We start from the raw sequence: 13676 nt of genomic DNA on the forward strand, positions 1-13676 counted from the left end.
CATGGACTTGCGCAATATCGCCATCATCGCGCACGTCGATCATGGCAAAACCACCCTGATCGACGTGCTGCTGAAGCAGTCGGGCGCCTTCCGCGACAACCAGCGCACGGAAGAGCGGATGATGGATTCCAACGACCTGGAGCGGGAGCGGGGCATCACCATTCTCGCCAAGGTCACCTCGCTGACCCATGGCGACACGCGCATCAACATCGTCGATACGCCCGGCCACGCCGATTTCGGCGGCGAGGTCGAGCGCATCCTGCACATGGTCGACGGCGTGGTGCTCCTGGTCGACGCGGCCGAGGGGCCGATGCCGCAGACCAAGTTCGTGCTCGGCAAGGCCTTGAAGCTCGGCCTTCGCCCGATCGTCGCGATCAACAAGATCGACAAGCCGGACCAGCGCGCCGAGGAGGTGCTGGACGAGGTGTTCGACCTCTTTGCCGCGCTCGACGCCAACGAGGAGCAGCTCGACTTCCCGGTGCTCTACGGCTCGGCCAAGCAGGGCTGGATGGCGAGCGATCCGGAGGGTCCGAAGGACTCCATGGACCCGCTGTTCGATCTGGTGCGCGCCCATGTCAAGCCGCCGAAGGCGGAGCCGGGCGCCTTCCGCATGCTGGCGACGACGGTGCAGGCCAACCCGTTCCTCGGCCGCATCCTGACCGGGCGCATCGTCTCGGGCGAGGCGGTGCCGAACATGGCGGTCAAGGCGCTGTCGCGCGACGGCAAGCTGGTCGAGACCGGCCGCATCTCCAAGGTGCTGGCCTTCCGCGGGCTGGAGCGCCAGCCGATCGACAAGGGCGAGGCGGGCGACATCGTCTCGATCGCCGGCCTCAGCGAGGCGACCGTGTCCGACACGATCTGCGCGCCCGAGTTCAGCGAGCCGCTGCCGGCCCAGCCGATCGATCCGCCGACCCTGTCGATGACCTTCCGCGTCAATGACGGGCCGCTGGCCGGTACCGAGGGCGACAAGGTGCAGTCGCGCGTCATCCGCAAGCGGCTGATGGACGAGGCCGAGGGCAATGTCGCGCTGAAGATCGAGGACAGCACCGAGGCCGACGCCTTCATCGTCGCCGGCCGCGGCGAGTTGCAGCTCGCGATCCTGATCGAGAACATGCGCCGCGAGGGCTTCGAACTGTGCGTCGGCCGTCCGCGCGTGGTGTTCCGCACCGGCGAGAACGGCGAGCGGCTGGAGCCGATCGAGGAAGTGATCATCGACGTCGACGAGGAGCATTCCGGCGTCGTCGTGCAGAAGCTGTCGGAGCGCAAGGCCGACCTCCTGGAAATGCGCCCGTCGGGCGCCGGCCGTACCCGGCTGGTGTTCCACGCGCCGACGCGCGGCCTGATCGGCTACCAGTCGGAGCTCTTGTCCGACACGCGCGGCACGGCGATCTTCAACCGCCTGTTCCACGACTACGCGCCGTACAAGGGCGAGATCGCCGGCCGTCACACCGGCGTCTTGATCTCCAACGGCGACGGCGAGGCGGTGGCCTATGCGCTGTTCAACCTGGAAGAGCGCGGACCGATGCTGATCGATCCGGGCGTCAAGGTCTATCGCGGCATGCTGATCGGCGAGCACACGCGCGGCAACGACCTGGAAGTCAACGTGCTGAAGGGCAAGCAGCTCACCAACGTGCGCGCGTCCGGCAAGGACGAGGCGGTGCGGCTGACGACGCCGATCCGCCTGTCGCTGGAGGCGGCGCTGTCCTACATCAACGACGACGAGCTGGTCGAGGTGACGCCGAAGACCATCCGCCTGCGCAAGGCGCTGCTCGACCCGCATGACCGCAAGCGGGCGGAGCGGGCGGCGACCAAGCAGAGCGCCTGAGGCGCCTCGCAAAGCGCCATCGCCGGATTTGGAGCGGGGATTTGAAGCGGGCGGGGGGAAACCCCGCCCGTTCGCGTTTCGGGCCCGCTTTCGTTTCCGGAGTGATCAGTGCGGCCGGTCGGCGACCCGCGACAGCAGGGCAAGGCCGGCGGCGAAGAACAGCAGGATCACCGCCATGCCGGCCGCCTGGCTGGCGGTGGCGGCGGTGACGAGGCCGACGAGGAGCGGGGCGAGGAAGCTCGTCACCTTGCCCGACAGGGCGAAGAGGCCGAAATAGCGGGTCATTGCGCCGGGCGGCGAGACATGCACCAGGAGCGTGCGCGAGGCGGCCTGCAGGGGACCGGCGGCGGCGCCGAGGAGGCCGCCGAGCACCAGGAAGATCTGTTCCGGCAGGCTGGAGAAAAGGCCGGCTCCCGGCTGCGCGGGAGCTGTCTCGATGACGAAGAACACCGTGTCGCGGTCGACCGAGACGAGGCCGAGGCCGCACAGGATCAGCACGAGAAGGGCGCCGGAGATCACCCGCTTCGGCCCGAGCCGGTCGTCGAGCCGGCCGCCGATCACCGCGCCGAACGTGCCGGTGATGGTCAGCAGGATGCCGAAGGTGCCGATCTCGATGGAGGACCAGCCGAGCACGCCGGCGGCATAGATGCCGCCGAAGGCGAAGAGCGCGACCAGCCCGTCCTTGTAGACCATGTTGGCGGCGAGGAAGAGCACCATGCGGCGGTCGGCGCGGGCCTCGCGCAAGGTGGCGGCGAGGTCGCCGAGGCCCTGGCGCACGGCGGCGCCCAGCGTCACCGGCCGGCGCGGCACGTCCGGCACCAGGAGGAACAGCGGCAGCACGAAGACGACATACCAGATCGCCGAGAACGGACCGGAGGCGCGGTCGCCGGCGCGCGTCGCCGGATCGAGCCCGAAGATCGGCTCCAGCCCCAGCATCGTCAGCCCGGTCTGCGGGCTGGCTGCCATCAGGCCGAGGGCGATGACCAGCGAGACGAGGCCGCCGGCATAGCCGAGCGCCCAGCCGTTGCCCGACAGCCGGCCGAGCCGGGCGCGGGGCACGAGGTCCGGCATCATGGCGTTGTTGAAGACGGTGGCGAATTCGACGCCGAGCGTCGCGACGGCAAAGCCGACAAGCGCGATGGCGATGGCCCATGGCTCGCCCGGCACGGCGAACCACAGGGCGGCGGAGCCGACGAGCAGCGGCACCGAGAAGCCGGCGATCCACGGCTTGCGGGCGCCGGTGCGGTCGGCGATGGCGCCGAGGACCGGCGCGAGCAGGGCGATGGAAAGGCCGGCGGCGGCGGTGGCATAGCCCCACAGCGCCTGGCCTTGCGCCGGCGTTGCGGCCAGCGCGGAGGCGAAATAGGGCGCGAAGACGAAGGTGGTGACCAGCGTGAAGAAGGGCTGGGCCGCCCAGTCGAAGAACAGCCAACTGACCACCGCGCCCCGGCGCGGCGGCAGCAGGCCCCCCTCGCCGGAGTGCGCGACATGCGCCTCCCCGGCGAGGTCGGCGGCGGCTTGCGATGCGCTCATCCGGCAAGCTCGGCGAGCAGGCCGGCGGCGACCGAGAATTTCGACACCGACAGGTCGCCCTCGATGATCTCGCCGGCCGCCCGCGCGGTGCGCGCGACGCGCGCCTCGTTGGCGGCGAGCCAGGCGTCGAAGCCGCCGGCGGCCAGCGCCTCGGCGGTGACGTCGCGATGGGCGCCGGCCAGCGTCGCCCGCGCCCGGTCGAGCGCCAGCCCGTCATAATAGTCGGAGATCTTCAAGGCCCGCGCCTTGGCCTCCATCGCGCCGAGGCGGAAATGGCCGGCGACGCGGAAGAACACCTCGGCGACGTCGGTCAGCTCGCGCCCGGTCTGCTCGGCGATCAGCACGATGTCGGGCAGCGCCGCCTCGACCGGCAGGCGGGCGATGCGGGCGGCCAGCGGATCGGGGACGCCGGCATCGCAAAGACGCTGGGTCTGCGCCTCAATTTCGGCCTTGAGCGCCGGCTGCACCAGCCCGGCCAGCGTCGGGGCGAGGGCGGCGATGCCGGTGCCGAAGCGCGAGACGACGGATTCAAGGCCGCCGGCGAAGGAGACGTTGCGCAGGAACCACACCGACTGCTCCAGCACCAGATCCTGCACCGCGCGGTAGAGGCCGAGCTGGACCTGGCCGTCGATCAGGGTGTCGAGCGCGTCGATCTCGCCGTTGAGGATGGTCAGGCCATAGGCGTCGCGCACGGCGGCGAAGGCCTGGGCGATCTGCGCCGGCTCGGCGCCGGTCTGGTCGGCGATGCGGGTGAGGAAGGTCGGGCCGCCGCGGTTGATCATCGAATTGGCGAGCATGGTCGAGATGATCTCGCGCCGCAGCCGGTGCCCCTCGATCTCCGCCGCATAGGCCTCCTGCATTTCCGGCGGGAAGTAGCGGAACAGCTCGCGCGCCAGATAGCTGTCGTCCGGCACCGAACTGTCGAGCAGCCGGTCGAACAGGGTGATCTTGGCATAGGCGAGCAGCACGCCGATCTCGGCGCGGGTGAGGCCGGTCTCGCTAGCTGCAAGCTCGTCGAGCGCCGCCTCGTCGGGCAGTTGCTCGACCGCGCGGTCGAGCAGGCCAGCCTGCTCCAACTGGCGCATCATCCGCCGCTGGTAGCCGAAATCCTCCATGCCGCGCGCTTCCGTCAGGCTGATCGCCAGCGTCTGCAGGTAGTTGTTGCGCAGCACCAGGTCGGCGACCTCGTCGGTCATCGCCGCCAGCAGCACGTTGCGGTCGGCGACGGTCAGCCGGTTGGCGCGCACGGCGGCGCCGAGCGCGATCTTGATGTTGACCTCCATGTCGGAGGAATTGACGCCGGCCGAATTGTCGATGGCGTCGGAATTGCTGCGCCCCCCGCGCCGGTTGAAGGCGATGCGGGCAAGCTGGGTCATGCCGAGATTGGCGCCCTCGCCGATGACCCTGGCCCCGACCTCGCCGGCGGTGACGCGGATCGCGTCATTGGCGCGGTCGCCGACATCGGCATCGCTCTCCTCCGCCGCGCGGACATAGGTGCCGATGCCGCCGAACCACAGCAGGTCGACCTGCATCTTCAGGATGGCGTTCATCACCTCCTGCGGCGTCGCCTTGGCCTTGGCAAGGCCGAGCATCTCCTGCGCCCGCGGCGACAGCGGGATCGACTTCGACTGGCGCGAGAAGACGCCGCCGCCCTCCGAGATCAGCGCGGTGTCGTAGTCGTTCCACGAGGAGCGGCCGAGGTCGAAGACGCGCTTGCGCTCCTCCCAGCTCGTGGCCGGATCCGGATCGGGATCGAGGAAGATGTCGCGGTGGTCGAAGGCGGCGACCAGGCGGATCGCCTTCGACAGCAGCATGCCGTTGCCGAAGACGTCGCCCGACATGTCGCCGACGCCGGCGACGGTGAAGGGCTCGCGCTGGATGTCGCGGTTCATCTCGCGGAAATGCCGCTTGACCGCCTCCCAGGCGCCGCGCGCGGTGATCGCCATCTTCTTGTGGTCGTAGCCGGCCGAGCCGCCGGAGGCGAAGGCATCGCCGAGCCAGAAGTTGCGGCTCTCCGAAATGCCGTTGGCGGTGTCGGAGAAGGTCGCGGTGCCCTTGTCGGCGGCGACCACCAGATAGGGGTCGTCCTCGTCGTGGCGGACGACGCGCTCGGGCGGCCAGACCTTGTCGCCGGACAGGTTGTCGGTGACGTCGAGCAGCGAAGAGATGAAGATCTTGTAGGCCTTGGTGCCCTCGGCGAAGACCTCGTCGCGGCTGCCGCCCTCGGGGAGCAGCTTCGGCACGAAGCCGCCCTTGGCGCCTACCGGCACGATCACCGCGTTCTTCACCTGCTGCGCCTTGACGAGGCCGAGCACCTCGGTGCGGAAGTCCTGCGCCCGGTCGGACCAGCGCAGGCCGCCGCGCGCCACCTTGCCGAAGCGCAGGTGCACGCCCTCGACCCGCGGGCTGTAGACGAAGATCTCGCGGAAGGGTCGCGGCAGCGGCAGGTCCTCGATGCGCTGCGGATCCAGCTTGAAGGCGAAGGTCGGCTTCGGCTGGCCATGGGCGTCGAGCTGGAAGAAATTGGTGCGCAGCATCGCCGCGATGATGTTGCCGAAGCGGCGCAGGATGCGGTCGTCGTCGAGACTGTCGACCTTGTCGAGCGCGTCGGTGATCTCCTGCTCGACGCGGGCCGCGCCAAGGGCGCGGTCGGCGCCGTCGAGGCCGGGATCGAAGCGCAGGTGGAACAGCTCGACCAGCCGGGCGGCGACGTCGCTGTAGCGGTTCAGCGTCCGCCACATGTAGTCCTCGGAAAAGCGGATGCCGGCCTGGCGCAGATAGCGCGACAGGGCGCGCAGCATGGCGATGTCGCGCCAGGCGAGCCCGGCATTGAGGACAAGAGCGTTGTAGCCGTCGGATTCCGCCTGGCCGCGCCACACCGCCAGGAAGATCGCCTCCAGCCGGCCGCGCAGGTCGTCGGTGAGGTCGATGTCGCCGCCGCCGGCCGGCTCCAGCGTCAGCTCGTGCAGATAGGCGAGCGGCCGGTCGGACGGGGTGATGCGGTAGGTGCGCTCGTTGATCACCTTGAAGCCGATATTCTCCAGGATCGGCACGCGCGCCGACAGCGGGATCGGCCGCAGGTGGTGATAGACCTTGAGCACGACCCGGCTGGGCGCATCCTCCGGCCGGCGGGAGAAGGCAAGCGCGGTGTCGGAGGCTTCGCCCAGCTTCTCGACGATGCGGATGTCCGCGAGCGCCGTCTCGCCGCCATAGAGCTCGCGGTAGCCGGCCTGGAAGGCGTCGGCATAGCGCGTCGCCTGTTCGAGCGCCTTGTTGCCGCCATAGGCGGCGCGCAGCGCCTCGCGGAAGCCGTCGGCCCAGGTGCGGACGATGCCGGCGACGTCCTGCTCCAGATCCTCCTGGGCGGGGTCGGGCGTCTCGCCCCGGTCGCGGCCGACGATGAAGTGGACGCGGGCGAGCGGGCCTTCCGGATAGGTGACGTACCAGGCCGACAGGCGGCCGTCATAGACCCTGGCGAGATAGGCGCCGATCTTCAGCCGCACCTCGGTGGTGTAGCGGTCGCGCGGCACGTAGCACAGGATCGAGACGAACCGGTCGAAGCGGTCGCGCCGGGCCAGCACGCGGATGCGCGGGCGCTCGTCGAGCTGCAGGATGGCGAGGGCGAAATGATAGAGCAGGTCCGGGTCGATCTGGAACAGCTCGTCGCGCGGATAGCTCTCCAGCACGTTGGTCAGCGCCCGGCCCGAATGGCTGTCGGGATCGTAGCCGGCGCGCGCCAGCACGCTGTCGACCTTGCGCCGCAGGAAGGGAATGCTGCGGGTGGAGAGCGTGTAGGCGGTGGCGGTGAGCAGGCCGACGATGCGCAATTCGCCGGCGAGCTCGCCGGTCTCGTCGAACACCTTGACGCCGACATAGTCCATGTGGACGCGGCGATGCACCCGGCTCTTGACGTTGGCCTTGGAGACGATCAGCGGCTCCGGCTTCATCAGGAATTCGCGGATCTCCGGCGTGATGACGACGAATTCCGAGCCGCGGCGCAGCACGCGCACGTCCGGATCGGCGAGCAGGCCGAGGCCCGAGCCGCGCCGGTGCGACAGCTCGCCCTCGGCGACGCCGCCCTCGAAATAATATTCGCGCATGCCGAGCAGGGTGAAATTGTCGGCGGCGAGCCATTCGAGGAACTGGATCGCCTCGGCGAGCTCGTCGACCGGCACCGGCGGTGGAGTGTTCTTGTAGGTGGCGATGGCGGCGGCAAGGCGCTCGCGCATCGGCACCCAGTCGGTGACGGCGGCGCGAACGTCCTTCATCACCTGGTCGAGCCGTTCGGCGAGCTGCTCGCGCTCGATGCTGGCGTCGATCCGCCCGACATGGATGTGGATGACGCTCTCGCGGCGGGTGCCCTCGGCCTTCGCCTTGGCCGTGCCGTGGAAGGCGAGGAGCCGGCCGTCGGCGTCGCGCTCGACCGTCAGGATCGGATGCAGCACCAGGCGGGCCTCGAAGCCGCTCGCCTGCAGCTCGCCCATCACCGAATCGACGAGGAACGGCATGTTGTCGTTGAAGATCTCGACGAGGGTGACCTCGTCGAAGCGGCTGTCCTCGCCGGTCGGCGCGGGATTGTAGATGTGGACGCGGTGGGAGCCGAGCGGGTGGCTCGCCATCTCGGCCCAGGCGGTGCGGGCGATGGCCATCAGGTCGCCGGCCGGATAGCTGATGAGATCCTCCGCCGCGCCGCGCGCGAACAGGTCGCGCGCAAACCCTCCCACATCGGGTTCGAGCGCGCCCGCCACCGTGTCGATCAGTTGGGCTTTTGCTTGCTCACGTGCTTCGGGCATTGGTCCCCCACCATCCGGGTCATGTCTGAACGGGTGTCATCCCATCGCGCCCGGTTCTCGTGTTTGCACCGGGCTTGGCTGGCGCGGGGTGCATCCCGCGGTCGCCGCCGGTAGCACGGCATGCTAGAGCGAGTAGGGGCGCGAGGGAATCCTTTCCCGAACCGGATTCACCGCTATCGGTCAAAGGTGTCCGAATTCGGAAGGGCTTACCGATATCGCCGCAAGATCTAAGGGAGGAGCATGACATGGACGCAACGGACCGGCCGATCGCGCTGGCGATCGCGGACGAGGGCGAGCTCAGCGAGGCGACGCGCGCCTATTTCGACAAGTGCCGCGAGAAGCTCGGCATGGTGCCGAACGTGCTCGCCGCCTATGCGTTCAACGAGGCGAAGCTTGCCGCCTTCACCCAGATGTACAACGACCTGATGCTGGCCGACAGCGGCCTCAGCAAGCTGGAGCGCGAGATGATCGCCGTGGCGGTGTCGGCGGTGAACCGCTGCTTCTACTGCCTGACCGCGCATGGCGCGGCGGTGCGCCAGCTCTCGGGCGAGCCGGAACTCGGCGAGCTGATGGTGATGAATTACCGCGTCGCCGAACTGTCGCCGCGCCACCGGGCGATGCTCGATTTCGCGGTGAAGCTGACCGAGCGGCCGGCGGAAATGCAGGAGGGCGACCGGCAGTCCCTGCGCGATGCCGGCTTTTCCGACCGGGACATCTGGGACATTTCGGCGGTGGCGGCCTTCTTCAACATGTCGAACCGGGTGGCCGCGGCGACCGACATGCGCCCCAATCCCGAGTATCACGCGATGGCGCGCCAGCCGGCGACCGCCTGAGACCGCGATCCGCCGCACCGGCTCGACCGGCGCACATGACAGGGGCCGCGCCCTGGTGTAGAACGCAAGCCGATGCCCGCGACCGGAGCCCCTTCGGCCGCCGGCAGAGCATTGGCTGCCCGGAACGCTGTCGCTCCGGAGGGGCCCCTTTCACGGAGACGAACCATGGTCGCGAAAGTGTTCATCGACGGCGAAGCCGGCACGACGGGTCTGCAGATCCGCGAGCGCCTGGCCCGTCGCCGCGACCTCGAACTCCTGTCCATCGCGCCGGAGCGGCGCAAGGACCTCGGCGCCCGCGCCGAGCTGCTCAACGCCTGCGACGTGACGATCCTGTGCCTGCCGGACGATGCGGCGCGCGAGAGCGTCGCCCTGATCGAGAACGACACCACGCGGGTGATCGACGCCTCGACGGCGCACCGGGTCACCGAGGGCTGGGACTATGGCTTTGCCGAGATGACGGCCGGGCAGGGCGCGGCGATCGCCGCCTCGAAGCGCGTCGCCAATCCGGGCTGCTATCCGCAAGGGGTGATCGCCTGCCTGCGGCCGCTGATCGATGCCGGGCTGCTGCCGGCCGACCATCCGGTGACGGTCAACGCCATCTCCGGCTATTCCGGCGGCGGGCGGCAGATGATCGAGGCCTATGAGGCGGAAGGGGCGGCCAAGCCGGCCTTCCTGCCCTACGCGCTGACGCTCAACCACAAGCACCTGCCGGAGATGACGCGCTTTGCCGGCCTCGCCGCAACGCCGATCTTCGTGCCGGCGGTCGGCAATTTCGCGCAAGGCATGGTGACGGCGGTGCCGCTGCGGCTCGAGAGCCTTGCCAAGGCGCCGACGGGGGCCGAGATCCACGCCGCGCTGGAGGCGCATTACGGCGCGCTGGAAGGCTCCTTCGTCGATGTCGCGCCGCTCAGCGGTTCCGACAAGGCGCCGGACCTCGATCCGGAGATCTTCAACGGCACCAACCGGATGCGCCTGCATGTCTTTGCCAATGACGCAAGGGCGCAGGTGGTGCTTATGGCCGTCTACGACAATCTCGGCAAGGGTGCCTCGGGGGCGGCCGTGCAGAACCTCAACCTGATGCTCGGTGTCGACGCCGCCACCAGCCTTGCCGCCTGATCGCGTCCGTTTTCGCAGGAGAAACGCCCATGGAGAAATTCACCACGCTGACCGGGGTCGCCGCGCCGCTGCCGATCATCAACATCGACACGGACATGATCATCCCGAAGCAGTTCCTCAAGACGATCAAGCGCACGGGCCTTGGCTCCGCGCTGTTCCACGAGATGCGGACGCTGGACGACGGCGCCGAGAACCCGGATTTCGTGCTGAACCAGCCGGCCTATCGCAAGGCGCAGATCCTGGTCGCCGGCGACAATTTCGGCTGCGGCTCGAGCCGCGAGCACGCGCCCTGGGCGCTGCTCGACTTCGGCATCCGCTGCGTGATCGCGACGAGCTTCGCCGACATTTTCTACAATAACTGCTTCAAGAACGGCATCCTGCCGATCGTCGTCAGCCCGGAAGACCTGGAGAAGCTGATGGACGACGCCAAACGCGGCGCCAACGCGACGCTGACGGTCGACCTGGAAGCCCAGGAGATCCGCGGTCCGGACGGCGGCTCGATCGGCTTCGACATCGACCCGTTCCGCAAGCACTGCCTGCTCAACGGTCTCGACGACATCGGCCTGACCATGGAGAAGGCCCCGTCGATCGGCGCCTTCGAGAGCAAGGTCGACGGCGAGCGCCCCTGGATCTGAGGGCGGAGCGTTTTTCGTTGCCAGGGCCGGCGCTTGCGTCGGCCCTTATTGGTTGTGAAGCGCCGGCGCATGCGCCGGTCCTTTTTTGGCTGTGAAGGGCTGGCGCTTGCGTCGGCCTTTTTGGTTGTGAAGAGTTGGCGTGATCGTCGGCTCTTTTTGTTTTTGGGGGGTGCATTGGGGGAGCGCTGTCGAGAGGCCCTCGGCTCGCCGGTCCCGGGTCGCGCTTCGCTTGCCCGGGAGGACGCCGGGAGAGGTGTGCGTCTGGGAGGAAGACGGGAGGGTGCGTGTCCTCGCCGCCGCTCTGGGAACGAATGGGCCCCGGCGCGCGGCTTCGCCTTGGCCGGGGTGACGGCCGAGAGGATGCAAGGTGCTGCCACCCTCTCGGAGGTCATCCCGGTCCAGCGCAGCGCAGAACCGGGACCCATTGGCACCCTTGGCAAGCATGAGACGGGCGGCGCTCGTTCCACCCTCCGCTGTCACGCCTGCGCAGGCAGGCGTCCAGTATCCGCTGGGGCGGATGGTGGCGCGAAGCTAGCCGCCACCGGCGTTCCGGCGGCCGTCGGCGACCCTGTGGCACCGTCACGGCTCGAACCGCGCGACCTGGGGTTACTGGTTCCCGGTCTCTGGCAAGCCTGAACCGGGATGACATCCTGCGGGTGGGGCTCGCGCGGACGTGTCCTCGCCGCCGCTCTGGGAACGAATGGGCCCCGGCGCGCGGCTTCGCCTTGGTCGGGGTGACGGCCGAGAGGATGCAAGGTGCTGCCACCCTCTCGGAGGTCATCCCGGTCCAGCGCAGCGCAGAACCGGGACCCATTGGCACCCTTGGCGGGCATGAGACGGGAGCGCATCGCCACCTCCACGGCTGTCACGCCTGCGCAGGCAGGCGTCCAGTATCCGCTGGGGCGAATGGTGGCGCGAAGGCAGCCGCCACCGGCGTTCCGGCGGCCGTCGGCGACCCTGTGGCACCGTCACGGCTCGAGCCGCGCGACCTGGGGTTACTGGTTCCCGGTCTCCGGCAAGCCTGAACCGGGATGACATCCTGCGGGTGGGGCGGACGTCGGAGGATCGCTTCCGCCGTTCCTGCGCTCCAACCCCTCCCGGCGTCCTCCCGGACGGCACGCCAGCGCCGAGCCGGGATCGGCGAGCCAAGGGTAGACGGGGCGCGCGCCCGGATGTCCCCACAACCGCCGTGCCTCTCCGGTCCCGCATCTCCGCTGCGCTGCGTGCGGGATGACGAGGGGAGAGGTTGTACGAGCGGGGCTTTTCCTCACGGCGGTGCAGGGCGGCTTCACCAAAGCTTGAACAGGCGTGCCGCGACCGGCACCCTGCAAGGGGATATGTCTCCCGTGACAGGCCCCGGACACGGCCCGGGGTGGGGCTAGAGGCAAGCGGGTGGACGCGGCGCGAATGGACAGGCAGATGCAGGCTCCACACTCTGGCGACCGAGGGCAGCAGGTCCCACGGCCGGGGCGGCCGCGATACCAGATCTCTCTCCCGTGGCGGGAGCGCAACGGGCGCTTCTCGCCGCTGGGGCTCGTCGTGCTGCTGGCGATCCTGCTGCCGGGCGCGCATCTCGCCTATGGGCTGCTCGCCGGCACGCTCGGCGCCAAGCCGGTGACCGCGGCGCTGCACGGGGCCGGCGACTGGGCGATCCGCTTCCTGCTGCTGTCGCTGCTGGTGAGCCCGCTGCGGCGGGTGACCGGCTGGGGCAAACTGATCGGCATCCGCCGGATGCTGGGCCTTGCGGCGGCAGGATACGCGCTGGCGCATCTGACCCTTTATGCGGCCGACCAGTCCTTCGATCTTGCCAAGGTCGCAAGCGAGATCGTGCTGCGCATCTATCTGACCATCGGCTTCGTCGCGCTGGTCGGACTGCTGCTGCTGGCCGCGACCTCGACCGACGGGGCGATCCGCCGGATGGGCCAGAACTGGCACCGGTTGCACCGGCTGACCTATGGGATCGCCGTGCTGGCAGTGATCCACTTCTTCCTGCAATCGAAGGCGGATGTGACCGAGGCGGTGCTGATGGCCGGCTTCCTGTCGGCGCTGTTCGCCTGCCGCATCGCCCACAAGCTGGGCCTGAAACTGACGTCGCCCTTGGTGCTGGCGGGGATCGCGGTCTTTGCGGGGCTCGCCACCGCCGGCATCGAATACCTGTGGTACGCGCTGGCAACGGGAATTCCGGCGGAGCGGGTGCTCGCCGCCAATCTCGACTTCCGCTACTCGATCCGCCCGGCCTGGTGGGTGTTCGGTGTGATGCTCACTGTTGCCGCCCTGCCCTTGGTGCTGAGGCTCGGGTCCTGGGCACGGCAGGCGGCCGCGCCAGGCGCGGCGGGGCGCGGCTGATCCTTCGCGCGGCGGATTTTCGTCATTTTTCCGGGAAAGGCTGCGAGAGGATCGGGCGAGAAAAATAAATCGTACACAATTATATTGTGCACGATCTAATTTGCCCCTATATAGGGGCGGCACCGAGCCACACTCGGCGATGCAGCAACGCACACGCAAGGAGACCGATATGGCCATTCTCTACACCGCCCACGCTTCCGCCACGGGCGGGCGCACCGGCAATGCCAAGTCCGACGACGGCCGCCTGGAGGTGACCCTGTCGACGCCGAAGGAACTCGGCGGCGACGGCGGCGCCGGCACCAATCCGGAGCAGATGTTCGCGGCCGGCTATTCGGCCTGTTTCCTCGGCGCGATGAAATTCGTCGCCGGCCAGCAGAAGCTGAAACTGCCCGAAGAGACGCAGGTCGCCGCGGATGTGGGCATCGGCCCGCGCGACGACGGCACCGGTTTCGGCATCGCCGTGACGCTGACCGTCACCATCCCCGGCCTCGACAAGGCCGAAGCGCAGACCCTGGTGGAAAAGGCGCATGTGGTGTGCCCCTATTCGCACGCAACGCGGGGCAACATTCCGGTGACGCTCAACGTCGCCTGAGCG

The 13676-nt window shown here is 69.0% G+C and carries 8 protein-coding genes; 6 read left to right on the forward strand and 2 right to left on the reverse strand.

What is annotated here, in order from left to right:
* The first annotated feature begins 1 nt into the window (after position 1).
* The gene (gene typA / locus P2PM1_RS17540; protein ID WP_186387602.1) at positions 2 to 1825 is read left to right on the forward strand and encodes a translational GTPase TypA; all 1824 of its coding nucleotides are present in this window, start codon (positions 2 to 4) and stop codon (positions 1823 to 1825) included.
* Positions 1826 to 1930: 105 nt separating this feature from the next.
* On the opposite strand, the gene P2PM1_RS17545 is transcribed toward typA, so the two are convergent.
* Complete coding sequence (locus P2PM1_RS17545) at positions 1931 to 3358, reverse strand: MFS transporter (protein WP_186399927.1); 1428 nt, start codon at positions 3356 to 3358, stop codon at positions 1931 to 1933.
* Positions 3355 to 8151: an NAD-glutamate dehydrogenase gene (locus P2PM1_RS17550; protein WP_186399928.1), complete on the reverse strand. Its 4797-nt coding sequence runs from the start codon at positions 8149 to 8151 to the stop codon at positions 3355 to 3357. Before P2PM1_RS17550 ends, P2PM1_RS17545 begins: the two co-directional genes overlap by 4 nt.
* A 245-nt stretch (positions 8152 to 8396) precedes the next feature.
* Between P2PM1_RS17550 and P2PM1_RS17555 the strand changes: the two genes are divergently transcribed.
* From P2PM1_RS17555 to P2PM1_RS17575, 5 genes are all read left to right on the forward strand, one after another.
* Positions 8397 to 8984 (forward strand): peroxidase-related enzyme, encoded by a 588-nt coding sequence (locus tag P2PM1_RS17555; protein WP_186399929.1) that lies wholly within the window; start codon positions 8397 to 8399, stop codon positions 8982 to 8984.
* A gap of 165 nt (positions 8985 to 9149) precedes the next feature.
* On the forward strand, positions 9150 to 10100 hold the full coding sequence (gene argC / locus P2PM1_RS17560; protein WP_186399930.1) for an N-acetyl-gamma-glutamyl-phosphate reductase: 951 nt from the start codon (positions 9150 to 9152) through the stop codon (positions 10098 to 10100).
* A gap of 29 nt (positions 10101 to 10129) precedes the next feature.
* Positions 10130 to 10735, forward strand: a complete 606-nt coding sequence (gene leuD, locus P2PM1_RS17565) for a 3-isopropylmalate dehydratase small subunit (protein ID WP_186387597.1) — start codon at positions 10130 to 10132, stop codon at positions 10733 to 10735.
* Positions 10736 to 12154: 1419 nt separating this feature from the next.
* A complete protein-coding gene (locus tag P2PM1_RS17570; RefSeq protein ID WP_186399931.1) occupies positions 12155 to 13081 on the forward strand; it encodes a sulfite oxidase heme-binding subunit YedZ in 927 nt (308 codons plus the stop codon).
* A gap of 169 nt (positions 13082 to 13250) precedes the next feature.
* Positions 13251 to 13673 carry an organic hydroperoxide resistance protein gene (locus P2PM1_RS17575; protein ID WP_186387595.1) on the forward strand — a complete coding sequence of 141 codons (423 nt, stop codon included), beginning with the start codon at positions 13251 to 13253 and terminating at the stop codon, positions 13671 to 13673.
* The last annotated feature ends 3 nt before the right edge of the window (positions 13674 to 13676 follow it).

The sequence above is a fragment of the Stappia sp. P2PMeth1 genome, assembly GCF_900185735.1.
Lineage (GTDB): Bacteria > Pseudomonadota > Alphaproteobacteria > Rhizobiales > Stappiaceae > Stappia.